The sequence below is a fragment of the Cryomorphaceae bacterium genome, assembly GCA_017798125.1.
GTDB lineage: Bacteria > Bacteroidota > Bacteroidia > Flavobacteriales > ECT2AJA-044 > ECT2AJA-044.
Genome location: CP059070.1, coordinates 850,149 through 869,388 on the forward strand (window position 1 = coordinate 850,149; position 19,240 = coordinate 869,388).

At 49.1% G+C, this 19,240-nt stretch carries 13 protein-coding genes; 6 read left to right on the forward strand and 7 right to left on the reverse strand.

Annotated elements, in window-relative coordinates:
- The first annotated feature begins 40 nt into the window (after nucleotides 1-40).
- Both glgB and HZ996_03645 read left to right on the forward strand, forming a co-directional pair.
- Entirely contained in the window at nucleotides 41-1,951 is a 1,911-nt protein-coding gene (gene glgB / locus HZ996_03640) for a 1,4-alpha-glucan branching protein GlgB (GenBank protein QTN38269.1), read from the forward strand.
- Between the two features lie 3 nt (nucleotides 1,952-1,954).
- Entirely contained in the window at nucleotides 1,955-4,387 is a 2,433-nt protein-coding gene (locus HZ996_03645) for a DUF3536 domain-containing protein (protein QTN38270.1), read from the forward strand.
- A 12-nt stretch (nucleotides 4,388-4,399) separates the two neighbouring features.
- Here HZ996_03645 and HZ996_03650 read toward each other — a convergent pair whose 3' ends face one another.
- Nucleotides 4,400-4,711 carry an isoamylase early set domain-containing protein gene (locus tag HZ996_03650; protein ID QTN38271.1) on the reverse strand — a complete coding sequence of 104 codons (312 nt, stop codon included), beginning with the start codon at nucleotides 4,709-4,711 and terminating at the stop codon, nucleotides 4,400-4,402.
- Nucleotides 4,712-4,820: 109 nt separating this feature from the next.
- On the opposite strand from HZ996_03650, the gene glgP reads away from it, so the two are divergent.
- Nucleotides 4,821-6,434, forward strand: a complete 1,614-nt coding sequence (gene glgP, locus HZ996_03655; GenBank protein QTN38272.1) for an alpha-glucan family phosphorylase — start codon at nucleotides 4,821-4,823, stop codon at nucleotides 6,432-6,434.
- A 52-nt stretch (nucleotides 6,435-6,486) separates the two neighbouring features.
- Here glgP and HZ996_03660 read toward each other — a convergent pair whose 3' ends face one another.
- Genes HZ996_03660 through HZ996_03670 form a run of 3 tightly spaced genes read right to left on the reverse strand, consistent with a single transcriptional unit; the run spans nucleotide 6,487 to nucleotide 9,911 of the window.
- Entirely contained in the window at nucleotides 6,487-7,200 is a 714-nt protein-coding gene (locus HZ996_03660; protein QTN38273.1) for a YebC/PmpR family DNA-binding transcriptional regulator, read from the reverse strand.
- A gap of 40 nt (nucleotides 7,201-7,240) precedes the next feature.
- Nucleotides 7,241-8,779 carry a response regulator gene (locus tag HZ996_03665; protein ID QTN38274.1) on the reverse strand — a complete coding sequence of 513 codons (1,539 nt, stop codon included), beginning with the start codon at nucleotides 8,777-8,779 and terminating at the stop codon, nucleotides 7,241-7,243.
- 4 nt (nucleotides 8,780-8,783) lie between these two features.
- Entirely contained in the window at nucleotides 8,784-9,911 is a 1,128-nt protein-coding gene (locus HZ996_03670) for an FIST C-terminal domain-containing protein (GenBank protein ID QTN38275.1), read from the reverse strand.
- 93 nt (nucleotides 9,912-10,004) lie between these two features.
- On the opposite strand from HZ996_03670, the gene HZ996_03675 reads away from it, so the two are divergent.
- The 3 genes from HZ996_03675 (at nucleotide 10,005) to HZ996_03685 (ending at nucleotide 13,441) form a co-directional block, all read left to right on the forward strand.
- Nucleotides 10,005-11,033 carry a DUF481 domain-containing protein gene (locus tag HZ996_03675; GenBank protein QTN38276.1) on the forward strand — a complete coding sequence of 343 codons (1,029 nt, stop codon included), beginning with the start codon at nucleotides 10,005-10,007 and terminating at the stop codon, nucleotides 11,031-11,033.
- A 38-nt stretch (nucleotides 11,034-11,071) separates the two neighbouring features.
- Nucleotides 11,072-12,097, forward strand: a complete 1,026-nt coding sequence (locus HZ996_03680) for a DUF481 domain-containing protein (GenBank protein QTN38277.1) — start codon at nucleotides 11,072-11,074, stop codon at nucleotides 12,095-12,097.
- A gap of 297 nt (nucleotides 12,098-12,394) precedes the next feature.
- Complete coding sequence (locus HZ996_03685; GenBank protein ID QTN38278.1) at nucleotides 12,395-13,441, forward strand: T9SS type A sorting domain-containing protein; 1,047 nt, start codon at nucleotides 12,395-12,397, stop codon at nucleotides 13,439-13,441.
- Here HZ996_03685 and HZ996_03690 read toward each other — a convergent pair.
- From HZ996_03690 to HZ996_03700, 3 genes are read right to left on the reverse strand one after another with little or no spacing between them, the layout of a single operon-like run.
- Nucleotides 13,428-14,873 carry an efflux transporter outer membrane subunit gene (locus HZ996_03690; protein QTN38279.1) on the reverse strand — a complete coding sequence of 482 codons (1,446 nt, stop codon included), beginning with the start codon at nucleotides 14,871-14,873 and terminating at the stop codon, nucleotides 13,428-13,430. The two genes, HZ996_03685 and HZ996_03690, sit on opposite strands and share 14 nt — an antisense overlap.
- Nucleotides 14,870-18,049, reverse strand: a complete 3,180-nt coding sequence (locus HZ996_03695) for an efflux RND transporter permease subunit (GenBank protein ID QTN38280.1) — start codon at nucleotides 18,047-18,049, stop codon at nucleotides 14,870-14,872. Before HZ996_03695 ends, HZ996_03690 begins: the two co-directional genes overlap by 4 nt.
- Complete coding sequence (locus HZ996_03700) at nucleotides 18,042-19,202, reverse strand: efflux RND transporter periplasmic adaptor subunit (protein QTN38281.1); 1,161 nt, start codon at nucleotides 19,200-19,202, stop codon at nucleotides 18,042-18,044. The genes HZ996_03695 and HZ996_03700 overlap by 8 nt, the downstream gene beginning before the upstream one ends.
- Between the last annotated feature and the right edge of the window lie 38 nt (nucleotides 19,203-19,240).

Sequence of the window (19,240 nt, forward strand, 5' to 3'; positions counted from 1 at the left end):
ATTTTTCGTTATTTAGTTCGGCCAAGAACCACCCCTAACTATGGAAGCTCAAGTACAGTCGTTTTCGCTCTTCACGGAGGGTGATGTACAGTCTTTTCGCGACGGAACCCATTTCGCCCTTCATCGTCTATTTGGCAGCACCCCTATGGAAATTGAAGGCGTGCAGGGCACCTATTTCGCGGTCTGGGCACCCAGCGCTAAAAGCGTACATGTGATTGGAGATTTCAACGGGTGGAACCACACCCTCCATTTGCTCAATGTTCGTTGGGACAGTTCCGGTATTTGGGAAGGGTTTATTCCCGGAGTTTCCCCAGGACACGCGTACAAGTATTTGATTATGTCGAATACCGGAGAAGTTCTGGAGAAAGGCGATCCCTTTGCTCGCCGATGGGAAGTTCCTCCGCGCACCGCGAGTATTGTGCATGGAGCTCCCTACGAGTGGAAGGATTCTAATTGGATTGCCCAGCGGGAAAACAAAAACGCCTTAGCCTCACCGATGTCTGTCTACGAAGTGCATTTAGGCTCCTGGCGACGCAAAGACGACGGCTACTCCTTAAGCTACCTCGAACTCATCGACGAACTGGTTCCCTACGTCGTGGACATGGGCTATACCCACGTGGAATTCATGCCCGTGATGGAACACCCGTTCTTTGGTTCATGGGGCTACCAAATAACCGGATATTTTGCGCCTACGGCGCGATTCGGAACACCAGAGGATTTCAAATCTTTGGTCGACGCTTTTCACGCCGCAGGTATTGGCGTCATCTTGGACTGGGTGCCTTCGCACTACCCCGGAGATGCCCACGGTCTTTACCGCTTTGACGGTACCCATTTGTACGAGCACGCCGATCCCAGAAAGGGCTTTCACCCCGACTGGAACTCCTACATCTTCAACTACGGGCGGAATGAAGTACTGGCCTTTTTGGTCAGCAATGCCCGGTTCTGGATGGAGGAATACCACGCGGACGGATTGCGGGTCGATGCCGTTGCCTCTATGCTCTATCTGGACTATTCACGAAATGACGGAGAGTGGATTCCGAATGAACACGGGGGTCGGGAGAACCTTGAGGCCATCCAGTTCATGAAGACTATGAACGAGGTCGTTTACCGCGATTTTCCGGGAACTCAGGTCATCGCTGAAGAAAGCACCAGTTTTCCAGGGGTCACTCAACCCACCTACCTCGGAGGTCTGGGCTTTGGGAAGAAATGGATGATGGGGTGGATGAACGATACCCTAGAGTACTTTAAAAAAGACCCCCTCTATCGCCAGTACCACCACAATGAAGTCAGCTTCTCTTTGACCTACATGTTCACAGAGAACTTCATGCTACCGCTATCCCATGATGAGGTAGTTCACGGAAAAGGCGCTTTGCTCGAACGAATGCCGGGAGATGAATGGCAGCGCTTTGCGCACCTACGCCTGCTTTTCGGCTACATGATGGGCCATCCAGGAAGCAAGTTGTCCTTTATGGGGAATGAGCTCGCTCAACCCGCTGAGTGGAAACACGACGAGCAACTGCGGTGGGATCTTCTGGAATACGAGCCACACCGGGGACAACAGAACCTGATTCGAGCGTTGAATGAACTGTACACTTCCCAACCGGCCTTGTACGAATTGGCGTACGCGCAAAAGGGCTTTGAGTGGGTCGATTACAGCGATCACCAGAACGGAACCTTGATCTGGCTGCGCAAAGGACTCAACTCCGATGATGACTTATTAATTGCCGCCAATTTCACACCAGTGGCCCGCGAAGCCTTTAGAATTGGTTGTCCAACCGGCGGTGAATGGAACGAAATTTTAAACACGGACGAACACCGCTTCTACGGAAGTGGATTCACCAACGGGGCTGCGCTCGAAGCGCAAGATCAAGGTTGGCACGGACGTCCGTTTTCCCTTGAAGTAAACTTGCCTCCTCTAGGCGTTTCATACCTCAAGAGAAGCAAAGCATAGTACATGTCGAATATACCTTATGTCTGTATTCACGGACACTTTTACCAACCGCCGCGAGAAAACGCTTGGTTGGACGAGATTGAAATACAAGAATCCGCGGCTCCATACCATGATTGGAATGAGCGCATCATGCGCGAGTGCTACGGGCCCAACAGTACTAGTCGCATCTTAAATGACCAGGGGAAGATTGTCGACATTGTCAACAACTACGCCCGCATGAGTTTCAACTTCGGCCCGACCCTACTGTCGTGGTTGGAGCAACATGCTCCTCAGGCCTACAAGGCCATTATTGACGCGGACAAAATGAGCATGGAGCTCTTTGGAGGGCACGGCTCGGCCATGGCACAGGTTTACAATCACATCATTATGCCACTGGCCTCGCGTCGCGACAAGGAAACCCAGGTGTTCTGGGGGATGTACGATTTTAAACAGCGGTTCGGACGAGAAGCTGAGGGAATCTGGTTAGCCGAAACGGCTGTAGATACCGAAACCCTTGAAGTCTTGGTAGATTTTGGCATTAAATTCACCGTTCTTTCCCCTTATCAGGCCAAGCGCTTCAGAAAAATCGGGGACTCCCAATGGCATGACGGGATTGACTCTAGAAGACCCTATCGAGTGAACCTTCCCTCGGGCCGTCACATTGATTTGTTCTTTTACGACGGAGACCGAAGCAAGGGCGTTGCCTTTGAAGGCTATTTGAATGACGGCGGCTTCTTTGCTGAAAGCTTGCTATCTGGCTACGATCCAAATCACACGGAGACGCAGCTAATCAATATAGCCACAGATGGAGAAAGCTATGGCCACCATCACCCCAACGGAGATATGGCCCTCGCGTACTGTATGCGCTTTCTCGAGGAATCTGGAAGGGCTAAGTTGACCAATTACAGTCAATTTCTAGAGCTGTTCCCACCGGAATACGAGGCCGAGATTCACGAGGATTCGAGTTGGAGTTGTGCCCATGGAATTGAACGTTGGAGAAGTAATTGCGGATGCCACACAGGTGGTCCTGGTCATTGGAACCAAGAATGGCGCGTAGGTCTGCGCGATTCCCTGAACTGGCTTAATGAAGAATTCTCCTCCATATTCGAGGAGGAAATGGGCCAGTATGTTGACGACCCGTGGAAAGTGCGCAATAAGTACATAGAAGTCATCTACGATCGCTCTCTTGAGAGCCACGAGCGATTCGTTGAAGAGCATGCTCATCGAGAGCTCAGCATGGAAGAGTTAACCCGGTTCAACCGGCTACTCGAAATGCAGAAGCACAGCATGTACATGTTTACCAGTTGTGGGTGGTTTTTCAACGACATATCCGGAATTGAAACGGTTCAGATTCTTCAGTATGCCGCTCGCGGAATCCAACTGGCGGAGAGTGTTCAGTCTAAAAAGCTCACCGCGGGCTTTGTGAAAAGACTCAAGAAATCGGTGAGCAACCTGCCTGAACGGGGCACTGGAGAGGACATTTATCGGAACGACGTAGAACCCAAGGCGCTTACCCTTACGCAAGTTGGAATGCACTATGCTGTGGACAGCCTTTTCGAAGATAGCGCCACAGATCTCACGGTTCTCAACTACGACTGTACAAGCGATTGGTTCCTTAGGCGGAAAATGGGCACCTATATTTTCGCCGCGGGATTTACGCGAGTTCGGTCACGCGTTACTTTGAGCGAGAAGAAGTTCAGTTTTGCGATTCTATATCTTGGGAATCACCACTTGGTTGGAAGTACGGCAACGAAGTTGAGCTCGGAGGAGTTCGACTCCATTGTTGAAGTCGCCGCTGCTGCATTTGACGAAGGAAACTTATCGGATTGTATCGACGTCATCAAGAAGTACTTCAAAGAGAAGAGCTTCTCTTATTTTGACTTGTTTAAGGACCAACAGCTTCGCTTGCTGCAGCGCGTGATCAAGGAGCATGAAGAAAAGGCCATGGCCTCTTTTGAGAAGATCTATGATTCGAGCTATAGCCTGCTCAACCTCATGCGCAATGGGAAACTCAATATTCCCAAGATCCTGCAAAGGAATTTGGAGACGGTCTTCGAGTACAAATTGGAAGAAGTCTTTACGAACGTTGATAAACCGCTAAATTTTACCAAACTGGCTCGTTATGCCGATGCCATAGAGGAGTGGAATGCGTCTACATACTTGGACTACGATCGATTGAACTACTTGGCGACCAACCGTTTGGTGGTGCGAATCAATAAGACCAATGAGGATACCGACTGGGAGCTCTGGCTCAAGGGAACTGCGCTCTTCTTAGAGCTCATGGAGCGCATCGGAATTGAACCTCAAATCAATCGACTTCAGGAATTTGTGTTCAAGTTTGTCGTGGCCAATCACTTGAAACCCGCAGTTAAAAAATCCGCAACCGAACTGGCCGAGCTCATTCAGCTCGACATCAGTTCGAATGCGGTCACTACACAAAAAGAAGGTTGGGCCTAAAGACCCTGAATATTATGAAAGTGAAACGATGGAGTTCTCTTCAAAGGTGAGCTGGTTTGGACGATACGCATCCGCTTCCCAATCATTCTCCCAAGTTTCTCCATCAATCACATAGCGAAAGGCGTAGTCGCGACCTGTTTCCAAGTCAACGACCGTCTTAAACGTGCCGTTCTTTAATTTTTTCATTGGGGTCTTTGACGGATCCCAATTGTTGAATTCACCTGCAATGGAGACCTTATCGGCCGCCGGAGCAGCTTCAGACGGCAAGGAGAAGGTAACCTTGCAGACTGGTTTTGTTTTTAGGAATTGCTTTTTAAGGCTCATGGTGTTTCAATTGATGAAGCAAACATAACATAAATTTACTTAGTGTTAAAGCTACACTAAGTTAATTTTCTTTTAATTTGTTGCCAATTAAACTTAAAGCCCTGCAATAATGACCTCAAACAACCTGCCTAAAGTGGCGTATTTCTGCATGGAATACGGTCTACACGAAGAGTTTAAAATGTACGCCGGAGGACTTGGTATCCTGGCTGGTGACTACATGAAAGGAGCAAAACAGTATGATTTTCCCATTGTCGGTATCGGAATTAAATGGAAGCAAGGGTATACCGATCAGCGAATTGACACAGAGGGAAAACCGTATGATACATATCACAACTACGAGTATCCATTCTTAGAGGATACTGGAGTGATTGTTCCGGTCGAGATTCGCGGGGAAGAAATATTCTGCAAAGTATGGAAGACTGAGCGCTACGATAATGCGCCTCTGTATCTTTTGGATGTCGACATCCCAGAGAATGGCGAGCGATGGATTACCGGTCAGCTCTATGGCTGGTTCGGTGAAGAGCGAATCGCTCAGGAGCTGGTTCTCGGCGTTGGGGGCGTTCGAGCGCTCCGCGCTATGGGGATGGAGGTTGATATCTACCACTTCAATGAAGGGCATGCACTTTTTGCCGGCTTTGAGTTGATTAGAGAGAAAAAAGAAGGCGGGCTTTCCCATGAAGAAGCGGTTGAGCAAACAAAGAACGAAGTTGTTTTCACCACGCATACACCGGTGCTTCAAGGGAATGAATCGCATCCTATTGATCGTTTGATGTATATGGGAGCGAATATGGGCATGACCATTGAGCAATTGGTTGAATTGGGTGGATCACCATTTAATATGACCGTTGGCGCCCTCTGTCTTTCCAAAATGTCCAATGCGGTGGCACAATTGCACGGAGTCACGGCAAACAAAATGTGGGACCATGTTGAGGGCCGATCAGATATTAAAGCCATTACCAATGCCATACATGTCCCTACATGGGTCGATGGTGGAATGCTTGACGCTGCTGAATCAGGTCAGGGAATTTGGGAACGCCATCAAGTAAATAAGCGAAACCTGGTAGACTTTATTCGCGAGCGTACCGGAGCCGAATTGGATGCTGAGAAGCTGTTGATCGGTTTTTCGCGGCGAGCAGCACCATACAAGCGTTCTGATTTTATTTTCTCCAAGCCTGAGGTCATTGAGCCACTGCTCAAAGATCAGCAGCTGCAGATTGTCTTCAGCGGAAAAGCTCACCCATTTGACGATACCGGAAAAGGGATTGTTAAGAATTTGGTGGCCATGAGCAAGAAGTATCCGAACAGTGTGGTCTTTTTGGAGAATTACGGGATGGAAATCGGCGCGCAATTGACACGAGGATCTGATGTCTGGTTGAACAATCCAAGACGACCTATGGAAGCCTCAGGAACTTCAGGAATGAAGGCTGCGATGAACGGCGTCTTGAATTTCAGCATCCTCGATGGTTGGTGGCCAGAAGCCTGTGAGCACGGGGTTACAGGATGGCAGTTTGGTGATGGGTTTGAGAGTGAAGATGACGCCGTTCTCGATGCTCACGACCTAGAAGCCCTCTACACTGTTCTTCAGAACGAGGTAATTCCTACCTACTACAGCGATCGTGAGAAATGGGTACATATGATGCGAGAGAGCATTCAGCAAACACGTGTTCAATTTGACGTGAAGCGCATGCTGGAAGAATACTATGAATACCTCTACACGGCCTAATATCTAGGCATTGAGAATAGGACCAAGCCCGAGGTATACGCCTCGGGTTTTTTTATGCCATGGTGGAGTAGACGTTCGAAACGTCATCGTCCTCCTCGAGCATCTCGAGGAGCTTCTCAACATCCGCGGTTTGCTCTTCATTGAGCTCTTTGGTATCCGTTGGGATGTATTCTGTACCCGATTCAAGGATTTCGATATTCTGTTCGTCTAGGGCGCTTGAAATTGGGCCAAACTGCTCAAATGGGCCATAGACCATAACCGAACCATCTTCCTCGTCGGCAAAAATGTCATCCACACCGAAATCGATCATTTCAAGCTCGAACTCCTCTAGATCGAGGCCTTCACCTGGAACCTTGAAATGGCATTTATGCTCAAACATGAATTCGACCGATCCAGAAGTCCCGAGGTTTCCGTCGCATTTATTGAAGTAGGAGCGAACGTTCGCCACAGTGCGTGTCGTATTGTCCGTAGACGTTTCAACGAGAACGGCAATACCGTGCTGAGCATATCCTTCGTAGACGACGGTTTTGTAGTCGCTCTGATCCTTATCGGACGCTTTCTTGATGGCCCGCGCGACATTGTCCTTAGGCATATTCGCCTGCTTCGCATTTTGAATGAGAAGCTTCAACTTGTAGTTGGTTTCAGGACTTGGCCCTCCCTCTTTAACGGCCATGATAATGTCCTTCGTCAAACGTGTAAATGCTTTGGACATACTCGCCCAACGCTTCATCTTTCTCGCTTTGCGGTATTCAAACGCGCGTCCCATAATTCAAATGCTTTGCTGCAAAAATAAAGATTACCAATTTCTAGGCTTCCTTTTTCGCAACGAGGTGCGATTTCAGCTTTCGGTAGAGTTGATCTGGCTCAAACGGTTTACCCGCGAAGTCACTCATTCCCAAGGCCAGTACTTCACGGCGTGTGGATTCATTCGTGCTGGCGGTTAAAGCGACAATGGGGAGTTCGGTATTGAACTCACGAATTTTTTCCGTGGCCTCACGCCCATCCATAACGGGCATTTGCAAGTCCATCAAGACCAAATCAAAGTCTTTGTTTCGGACAAGCTCAACAGCCTCATACCCATTGGAAGCAGTGGTCAATTCAATATTCCACTTGCCAATGATCTTGCTTAGGGTAATGATGTTGAACTCCAAATCATCTACAGCCAGAATCCGAGCATTACCGAGATCTTTCACTTCGTCTATTGGGCCGGAGTTCGGTGTTTCAGGAGAAACGGATTCCCCGGTAACCAAGGTTAGATCAAAGTAAAAAGTAGATCCTTGCCCTTCAGAGCTCTTCACCTTGATGGAAGAACCCATCAAATGAAGGAGCTTTTTGGTGATGGCAAGTCCTAGACCGGTACCGCCATAGTTCCGATTGGTCTCAGCGCCAGCTTGAGTAAAGGGCTCAAAAATGCGCTTGAGTTTTTCTTCTGGAATTCCGATCCCCTCGTCTTCAACGGAAACCCGAACGGTCACCTCGGTATCGTTTGAGCGCATGACGGTAGCGTCGATGCGGACCATACCTTCATTGGTGAATTTCACCGCATTGGAAACCAAGTTGGTGATGATCTGACCCAATCGCGCGCTGTCTCCACGAACACTGGTGGGCAATTCATCGTCAACGAATAGCTTCAAGATATTCCCTCTTTCCTTAGCAGCGTGATCATTGGCTTTCCGAATATTCTTCAGCAAGTGAGCCAGATCAAATGAATGCTGTTCAAGCTCGAGGTTTCCGGAGTCGATCTTGTTGAAATCGAGAATGTCATTAATCAGGAGCATTAAGTTTCTTGAAGAAATCTCCAAGACACTCAAATTCTCTTCTTGGGAGGGCAAGTGCTCTTCGTTGTTTAAGATATGCGTCATACCGATTACCGCATTCAGCGGTGAGCGGATTTCATGACTCATAATCGACAAGAACTCCGTCTTGGCCTTTGCTGCTTTTTCGGTCTCCACAATAGCCTCTTTCAAAGCTTCTTCGATTTGACGGCGAAGCATGACCTCTTCTCCGAGCAAATCTGCGATGGAGAGCAGGTCCAAGTTTTCGTCAATGTCTTCGGAGCCGGATTCGGCCTGGCGCAAAGTATTCACCGCTTCGATCAGCTTAGCAATACTCTGTTCACGAGTTTTTTTCTCCTCAAGAAGACGTCTATTGATTTCCTGATACTCGCTGTCTGCAATATCAAACATACGCTGTGAGAGCTCCTTATCTTGATCAAAAGATGAGTAACTCTTGCTTACAGCTTCAAGAAAGTGATCCAAGGCCTCTCGGTCAGGAAGCTCTTTTAAATCGTTCAGGTGCTTGCGGACCTGGCGCTTGAGTAATTTATGATAAGCAGAAGGAGACATGTATTTACTTCTCGGCGATGGTTGTGACGGTCATGGTTTGGTTGTGCAGCGAGCAACTATTCAGGGCTTGAAACGGACTGATCTCACCATAGCTGTAGAAGCCAGAAATGACCGTTTCGTTGCCGAGCGTTTCTCTCGCCGCTTCGATTTCCTCGTCAATACGATTTCCGAAAATCAGTTTACGACCGACACACGAAATCAACACAGACAATTGATCGCCCTGAATAACTTCATCCGAAACGGAATGTTCAACGGCGTCAAAAGCAGCGTCTACTAAATGGTCGAGATTCGCCTTCATGAGTCGCACAATACTTCCTTCCGGCATATTCCCCGCAAAGGTCATGGACTTCTCTTCTTGGTCGATCGTTAAGATGGTGCGGACCACCTCTTCGCCATCGGGGCCATCGGCCCGTAGGGCCAAAGGAAAGAGCAGGGCGGAGCCTGGAAGTTGCTCGGCATATTCACCGAGGTATTTTTTATAGAGGTCCAATGCGCTTGTTCCGTCGATTTCGTACAGAACGTTGTCTTTGGACTTGGTGATGGTTCGCGAAGGGCCGAAACTGCTCCAACCGCCTTTGGAACCGTATCCATATACCAGGCTATCTCCGTAAAATCCGATGGCGGCAATGAGTCCTTCTCCGAGATGGTCGTCAAGGCCGACAACTGTTTGCTGGAAATCCGCACCGTCCCCGGCAAGTCCGCCTGAGATCGGAATTTCGTTGTTCACGGCTTCATTCATGCCTTCAACCAACTCTGAGCCGTTCACTTTTTGTCCATCTGAAATCACGAAGAGGAATTTCAGGTCCGCGCGATCAAACTTATCTACGAGAGCTTTACCGGCTTCCTTGCTGGAGGCGTGGTCTTCGATTTGAACCGAGTTGGAAACGGTTTTCACTTTGTCAAACCAAACGGCCGTCGCTACAATGTTCTCGTCCAGAACAGCGGAATTGCTGATTTCTCCAGAAGTGGAGCCCGCTAAAATGGTGCTGTTGGGGTTGGCGTCGCGCAGTGCTTTATAGCCACCTGCTGTCAATTGTTGGCGTTGACCAAAGGCCAAAATAAGGTCTGCAGGGTCGGATGGCATAGAAGAAAAATCCCAGCCTCCATTGTAGATCAGTTGTTTTGTCTTCATAGGTAGTAATTTGATTCTCCAAAGTATGGAAAATTTGCGTACTTCAAGGGTCGCTTAAACGACCAATAAACAAACGACTAAAACTCAGTTTAAATGTCTTCGAATTTTAAAACTTTGCTTGCCTTTTTAGGCCTCTTTTTTGGCTACGCCGTTCAAGCACAAGACACCATCGTTCTGCTCAATGAAGATCGCGTCATTGGCGACTTTAAAGGGATGTCCCGAGGCGTGGCCACCATTGAAACGGCCTATAGCGATGCCGATTTTACTATTGAGTGGTCTGGAGTCGGCTACGTCATCACGAACAAGGTGTTCCTCATCAGGTATGAAGGTTCGGATTACGATGCGGGTAAGATCCGCATGAACCCATCAGACCCCTCACAGATTATGATCACCTATGAAGATGGAGCCGGTGAGGTAACGGTGCCGCTACAGAGCATTGTGGAGCTCAGCGATGTAGACGGGGGGTGGATTGACCGCATGAGCGCCAATATCTCCGTGGGAGCAAGTTTGACGCGAGCGAATAACCTCCGCCAATTTACCGCGTCTGGTCTAGTAGGGTACATCGACGAAAACTTCAGTCTGAACGCAACAGTCAACTCCATTTACAGCACGCAGGACGATGCGAGCGATACGCGTCGGACCGATGCGAGTTTGACCGGTCAGGTCTTCATCACACGAGGCTGGTTTGGCGCCGCATCCGTCAACTATTTGAGTGATGGGGAAATCAACTTGGTCTCTCGTTTGAACAACCGAGCGGGTCTCGGTAAGAACTGGTATCAAACCAACACTTGGTACTTCAGTTCCACGGTAGGGGTTGCGAACAACCAGGAAGAATTTTCGGGAGAAGACGCAGCAAGCATCAACTCATGGGAGGCCTTTGTGACGCTTGAACTCAATCTCTTTGACACGGGCGATCTGAGCCTGTTCTCGAACTTCACGGCGTTCCCAAGCTTGACGGAGGCCGGTCGTTTTCGTTATGATGCTAAGCTCGACGTCAAGTACGATTTACCGTATGATTTCTTTGTCAAACTCGGAACCACGTTGAACTACGATAACCAGCCTTCTGGTGGCGCAGTACCTTTGAGTTACATCTTCCAAACGACGTTTGGCTGGGAGCTCTGAGCCTGATGTAGTACCTTCGCGTCGAAGCTATTGATTCGATGCGGTTTAAAGCGTTTTTCTTTTTGATTTTGGGCCTCACGGCCCGATATACCCTGCACGCGCAGCATGATACGCTGTACCTAACCAACGGTGACTTCATGGTTGGTGAAGTCAAGTCCATGAAAAACGGGGTGCTCAAGATTGAAACGGATTACAGCGACACCGATTTTTTGGTGGAATGGGAGAAGGTTGCGGAGATGCATTCCGACCAGCCGTTCTTGATTCGGTACATCGGGAGCGATTATGTCAACGGAACTTTTGTGATGGATCCCGGTGATTCGACCATGATCATCATATCCCTAGAGTACGGGAGTTCTCTGAACGTTCCTATTCAATCCATCGTCTATCTCAGTGAGTTGGGTGGGGGTTGGAAAGATCGACTAAAGGCGGATATAGCCGTAGGCCTGAACCTCACCAAAGCCAATAATCTTCGTCAGTTTAACGTAACGGGAAACCTTGGTTACTACACGGCCAACTGGAACCTGAGCGCATCGGGGAATTCCCTTCTGAGCAGTCAAGATGATGTTGACGACACGCGACGAACCGATGCAACCTTTGGCTATACTCACTACCTCAGAAACGCATGGCAAGGAGCAATTGGGGTGAGTTTTTTAAGCAACGACGAAATCAACCTGAGGTATCGTGTTGTGAATGGAGCAACTTTTGGTAAGAACTGGTTTCAAACCAATACGTGGTACTTCAACACGTCCTTGGGAGTAGCAAACACCGAAGAGGTCTTTTCAGATGCTGATGAGACTACCCGAAATTCTTGGGAAGGCGTTGTGTCCGTTGAGCTCAATCTTTTTGACTTAAGCGACTTGGATCTTCTCTTCAGCTTCGTTGGCTATCCCGGTTTCACGGAACGCGGTCGTTTTCGTTACGATACCAAGACCTCTTTGAAGTATGACCTCCCATTAGACTTCTTTATCAAGGTGAGCACCACGGTCAACTTCGACAATCAGCCCACTGGAGACGCCGAGCGTCTCGACTACGTTATCCAGACCACCTTCGGCTGGGAACTTTAATTCTCAAAACAAGACCAAAAACCCGCCAAATTCCACATTCGAGAATTAGAAACCTCTTTTATATCAATGACCGTGCCAAAGTCTAAAACATTAAAAAACAGAACTATAAGGTTTTTATTATTCTAAAAAAGCTTCAAAACGAGAAAAATTGCCCCAAAAAGGTAAAATTTTCGTCGTTTTTCTTGTCCATTTGGAAATCCGGTTGTAATTTCATTATGAGCTTAGAGCTTTCTCCACCTTGCTCAAAGCCTAATTGCGCTACCTAAATGTTTGAAATGCACTCTAAAAACAACTATCATGAAAGCGTTAACCACCACCGGGTTAGTCTTAGCTTTCGCACTGGCAAGTGTCGCGCAAAGTGGTATGCTCCTCTTCCAACCGGGTCCTGGTCAAAACAACGGTTCTGATCAGGGCGGTTGGACAGACGGAAAAGATACTTGGACATGGGAATTGACTGGTCAGGGATATCCGTCAGCCCCTGAAATAGCCGCTTCTCCCGTCAGCACGACCAACACAAACCAGTACAAGGCCTACATGCAGTTTGACTTTGCAACGCTCCCATACGACGTTGACTCTGTAATCCTGCGCGTTCACTTTAAGTCTAACGCTTGTAGCTGTGTCAGCAACTGTACAGCACCCTTTTACTTTTATTACTTGAACGAGGCTTGGGACGAGTCCACATTAGATTGGAACAATGCCCCAATGGAAGGAATGAGTTTTGCTGGGCCATTCTGGTTAACGGCTCCCAATGATTATGGTGTTGTCGAGATAGACTTTACCGATCCATATCAAGAATGGGCGCATGGTCGTCGCAACAACTATGGTTTTGTGGTTTACTCACCACAGATGGGGGACAACAACGGTGAAGTCTCCTTCCGTATCCATTCCAGTGATCACTGGGATGAAGACAAGCGCCCTGCACTTATGATCTACCCGACCGAAAAGAACAATGTGCTTGACGTAGCTACATGGTCCAAGGACGATCGATTCATGGCACAACGGGCCAATCCAGGGGGTGCGCTGAGCCAAGATGAGAAACCGTCCAATTCTTTGATGAGCCCTGAGGACTATATGTCATCTCTTATGTCTCAATTGGACGCCAACACAGTAGAATTGAATGGTTATCCAAACCCAGCAGTCAACTACTACACGGTCGAAGGCTTGAATAGCACAGATCAAGTTCAATGGTTTGATCTCCAAGGCCGTATGATTCAACCTTCTGTTCAATACGGATTTGATGGAGAGCATCAATACGATGTCTCCGCTCTTCCTTCAGGTGTTTACTTGATCGAAGTGCGCAAAGGAAATGCAACCCAACAGTTGCGCATGGTTAAGGCTGGCTAGGGTCTTCAGGCTGTGACTCTTGTTCACTGAGCCAACCACCACCTAAAGCCGCATATAAGCGGACATAACTCCCTAGCAATTCACTCCGCCGGGCCGAAAGCGTTAATTCCGCTTCGAAGGCCTGGCGTTGTGATTCCAGGAATTCCAAATAACTCGTCACCCCTTTATCGTACCGCTCTCGCGATAGGTATTCTGCGTTCATCGCCGCATCAACCCGATCAATGGTGATGTCAATTTCCTTTTCCAAGTTGTCAATGGCCGCTAGTGCGTCTTCAACTTCTCTCCAAGCATTGAGCACGGTTTTACGGTACTCGAACTCTGTTTGCTCGGTGCGTTTTCTTTCTACTTCGACTTGCTTTTTGAGTTGACCAAAGTTGAATAGCGGGAATAGCAGTCCACCACCAGCACTCCAAAGCACTTGGTCAGGACTAATAAACCCATTGCTGAGCGTACCGGCTCCTATAAGAGCACTGATGCTGATACTCGGTAATCGATTGGCTTGAGCGACGCCAATAAACGCGTTTTGCGCCACTAGGTTTTGCTCTGCCGCCCGGACATCTGGGCGCTGGGCCAAAACGTCTATCGGGAACAAGACCGGAATCTCAACTTCGAGCTCTTCGGACTCCAGGACATTGGTGGTGCGGATAGGCCCCGGGGCCCGACCCACTAGAAAATTGAGCAAGTTTCGAGTCTGAATCACCTGACGCTCGTACTGCGGAACAGCACTGGCGGCAATGGCATATTGAATTTGACTCTGATTTAGATCAATCTCGGGAACCAACCCTTCGTCATAGCGCGCTTGGATGATGAGCATCATACTGTCTCGAGAAGCAGCATTACGCTTGGAAATCTCGACTTGGCTTTGGGCGGCGAGGTACTCAAAATAGGTCGAGGCAATCGTTTCAATAAGGGATAATGCCAAGGATCGATATCCGAATTCCGTTGCGAGGAGATCAGCCCGTGCGGCTTCATTTAAACGACGGTATTTTCCCCAAAAGTCGATCTCCCAGTTCATATTGACCGCTCCGAAGGCTTGCCCCAAATCCTCCCCATTCTGAATGCTGAAGAAAGAGGAGTTGCCGTAGCTTCCATCCACTCCCACATCAAAACCTGGAAGCAGTTCCGCCTTTTGAATACCCAATTGATATTGGGCAATTTCAATTTGCTTCGCTGAAATTAGAAGGTCCTGGTTGTTGGCCAGGCCCTCTCGAATGAGGGAATCCAAAACAGGATCGTTGAAGAATTCCCACCAGCGAAGATCTTCCACTACAAATGCCAGACTATCCGAATTCACGGAGTCCGTTTCAAAGGCTAGAGAATCGTGGACGCTAAACCCTTCGGCCACCTCAAAATCGCGGCCTGCGTATTTGGGCCCCACTTTACAGGAGGCCATCAAAACCGTTAGTGCTAAAAAGCCGACTATCTTCTTCATTCGTCTTCCGTTTTAGCTTGAAGCGCAGCGCGCTTTTCTTCGTACTTAAAGAGCTTCCCGACCATTACAAACATCATGGGATACATGAAGACCCCAATCAAGGTGGCAATACCAACCCCTCCAAGTAGGGCCATCCCCATGACCTTACGTGCTTCTGCGCCGGAGCCCGAAGCTAGAATCAGTGGAAATACCCCGAGGATAAAGGAGAATACCGTCATCAATATAGGCCGGAAGCGCAACTTGGCTGCGTCCATAGCAGCGTCATAAAGACTCATTCCCTCTTGGAATTTAATGTTCGCAAATTCAACGATAAGAATCGCATTCTTCGCGGCCATCGCAATGAGCATGACCAGGGAAATTTGTGCGAATACGTTGAGTTCGTAGCTGGTACTGAACAAGCGAGCGAGATACAAGAACAGGAAAGACCCGAGCAAGGCGAAGGGCGTTCCTAAAAGGATACTCAATGGAAGCGACCAGCTTTCGTATTGAGCCGCCAAGATCAAGAACACCAGCACCAACGAGAAGGCGAAGACCACACCGACCGTACCTGATGCTGCCTTTTCCTGATAACTCATTGCGTTCCATGCAAAGGTCATGTCGGAAGGTAGCGTCGCACGGGCCACTTCTTCCAGGGCCGTCAGTGCTTGAGCCGAGGTATAACCCGGAGCTGGCCCTCCCATAACTTCCGCCGACCGGTATAGATTGAAACGGTTGGTGTAGTCCGGGCCACTGGTGGGTTCTACTTGGACAAAGGTGCTGATCGGAACCGACTGACCGTCTCGATTTTTCACGTAAAAGAGGTCTAGACCGGAGGCGTCGCGACGGTACTCTGGCTCGGCTTGTATGTACGCCTTGTACAAGCGCCCGAATCGGTTGAAGTCATTCACGTAGGAACCTCCCAAGAAGGCCCCAAAAGTCTCGTACACAGAGTTCAAATCAACACCAGCCTTCAAAATTTTGTCCCGGTTGATGATGATCTCTCGTTGAGGAACCTGTGCTTGGAATTGAGAGAATGCAGCACCAATTTCAGGGCGGGCATTGGCCGCCTGAACAAAGGCCATTGTATTCTCAAACAAGTACTCAGGGGGGTTACCCGATTTGTCTTGGATCATGATGCTGAATCCACCACCATTCCCCAATCCGGGAATAGCAGGAGGGCCAAAGCCATTCACTTGGGCTTCTGGAATACGCATCAATTGTGCATTCAACCTGCGCACAACTTCAAGAGCTGTGGCTTCGCGGTCATCCCAGTTCTTGAGCGAGACAAACATAAAGCCGTTAGACGGGCTAAAGGCACTGGTCAAAAGGCTAAATCCAGTCACGTTGGTGACGTACTCCACTTCGGGTTGTTCCATCAAGAAGGTCTCTACTTTCCGGGCAACCTCGTCGGTTCGTTGAATAGAAGATGCGTTGGGGCCTTGGATATTGATGTAGAAGTATCCTTGATCTTCTTCAGGAATAAAACCGCCTGGAACTTGAGTGCCCAAAAAGCCTGCCGCGCCAAAGGCAATCAAGAGAAACAGCACTCCACGTCCAATCTTGCGTCCAACAATTTTGGTAAAGCTCATGTACCCTTCAGTGCTTTTATCAAAGCCCCTATTGAAGGCTCCAAAAAATGCGCCCAATGGCCCCTTGATGGGCTTGGGCTTCTTCATGAGAATAGAGCACAGTGCTGGACTCAGTGAAAGGGCATTGATGGAGCTGAACACCACGGAAACGGCCACGGTAATCGCAAACTGCTGGAATAGACGACCGGTGATTCCGGCAATTCCGGCAACCGGGATAAATACCGCAACTAAAACAAGGGTAGTAGCGATGACCGGTGCGGTCACTTCTTTCATCGCCTCGGTCGTGGCCGTCTTGGGGTCCATTCCGTTCTCGATATTCACCTGAACAGCTTCCACGACGACGATGGCGTCATCTACCACAATACCAATGGCGAGTACCAACCCCAATAGGGAAAGAACGTTGATGGTAAATCCGAGCAGGGGAAAGAGCATAAAGGCGGCTACCAGCGAAACGGGTATGGCCAGTGTCGGAATCAAGGTTGCTCTCCAATCTTGAATAAAAATGAAGACCACTAAAATTACGAGAAGCAAGGCCACGACAAGAGTCTCTACGATCTCCGCAATACCGGCGGTGATTGGTTCTGTACTGTCTAGCGAAACCACATAGTCCATCCCAGGAGGGAAACTCTCTGCCATATCTTCCATGGCCTCCCGAATTTCATCGGCCATCGCTACGGCATTCGATCCGGGTGCCTGATACATCGCAATCAATGCCCCTGGCTTTTGCAAACCATCCACGGAGCTCAAACGAGTGTAGGCGTCATAGGATTGAAGACCCAGCTCAATTCGAGCAATGTCTTTAATCTTGACTTGTGATCCATCGGAGTTTGTTCGAACCACAATCTCTCCAAATTCTTCTTCGCGCTGCAAGCGGTCGGGAAGGCGAACGGTATAGGTAAACTCAGTTCCTTTGGGAGCCGGCTCGGCACCGAATTTTCCACCGGGCACAATGACGTTCTGCTCCTTGATGGCGTTGCTGATCTCTGAAATGGTAATCCCCAGCTTGGCAAGGATGTCCGGTTTTACCCAGATGCGCATCGAGTAATCTGCGCCCCCAAGAACGCTCACTTCACCCATTCCTTTGATCCGAGCCAGTCGGTCTTTGATGTTGATGTTTGCGTAGTTCCCCAAGAACCCTTGATCGTAGCGATCATCTGGAGAAGTCAGCATGACGAGCATCAAAATATTCGGCATACTCTTCTTGGTGGTCACCCCAAGGCGCTTCACTTCTTCTGGCAGTTTTGGCGTAGCCGTGGACACCCGGTTCTGGGTAAAGACGTTACTCATATCCGGGTCCGTACCTACGTCAAAAGACACTTGAATGGACATGGTTCCATCATTGGCGTTGGTGGACTTCATGTAAATCATGTTCTCCACACCATTGATTTCCTGTTCCAGAGGGGTCGCTACGGATTGCTCCACGGCAACGGCATTGGCCCCAGTGTAGGAAGCGGTCACTTTAATGACAGGCGGAGTAATATTTGGGTATTGCTCTAGGGGAAGCCCGGTAATGGATACGGCTCCAACAATGACCATGATGATGGCGATCACCATCGAAACGATGGGACGGCGTACGAAAAAATTGTGCGATACTTCTGGATTACTCATTGTCCGCAAACTGAGATTGGAACTCCTTTACGGTATACTGCACCTTTTGTCCGTCACGGAGGCGCTGAAGGCCATCATAGGCAATTTTAACGCCGGCGTCAAGCCCATGACTGATCACATAGTAATCGCGATACTTGGGCCCGAGGGTTACCGCTGTTCGGGTCACTGTTGAATCAGAGTTGATGACGTATACGGCATTTCTTCCTTGGGTCTCCATCACGCAGCGTTGCGGAACCAAGACAGCACCTTGAACCACGTCCATATTGGCGCGCACCTTGGCAAACTGCCCCGGACGAATGAGGCCACCGGTGTTCTCGAAGGAAGTCTGAACCAAGATCGCTCCCGTCCCGACATCTACGTTTCGGTTGATGAAATCCGTACGACCTTTTCCTTCAAAGACGCTTCCGTCGGATAAAATCAAGCGAAGATTAGACTCATGGGGTGGGTCCGGCTCTTCGTGGGTGTCTTCTCGTTCTTTGAGTGTCTCTCTAGCTAAGGCCAGGTAATCGCTTTCCGTCAAGAAGAACTGTACCCGGATGGAGTCAATCTGAGAAACCGTATTCAGAATTACGGGGTTTGGCGACTTCCCAACATATTCACCGACCTCGGCCTCGGACTTTCCAATGACTCCAGAGATAGGAGCTTTGATGGAGCAATAGCCTAAGTTAATTTTGGCCAAATTCAGTGAGGCTTCTGCTGCGCGAACGCTCTCATCCGCTGCATCCTTGTTGGCTTTGGCATTGTCGTAGTCACTCTGACTGACCGCATTGATTTTAATTAGCGGTTCATACCGTTCTAGCTCGCTTTGTGCGTTGACTGCGTGAACTCGAGCCTCGGCCAGCTGACTCTCTGCGGCATTGACATCTTCACGGAAAGGTTGATCATCGATGGTGTAAAGCAGCTGACCCTTGGTCACGCGACGTCCTTCCCGAAAGTGAATCTTTTCTAGGTATCCATCGACCCGTGCTCGAATAGGGATATCTGATTTACCGAGTACCTCACCCACGAATTCCTTTTCCACAGGAACATCTTGAGTGGTGATGGCCACGGCTGAAATAGCAAAAGGAGGTGGGGTGGCGGCTGGGCCTTTCTTCCCGCAAGCCGCGAGTATGAAGGGCGCAGTGAGTAGAAGGGCTTTGAGCGATTGTCGCATGGATGTAAATTTTATCCGTTGCTCCGAATTTAGCTCAA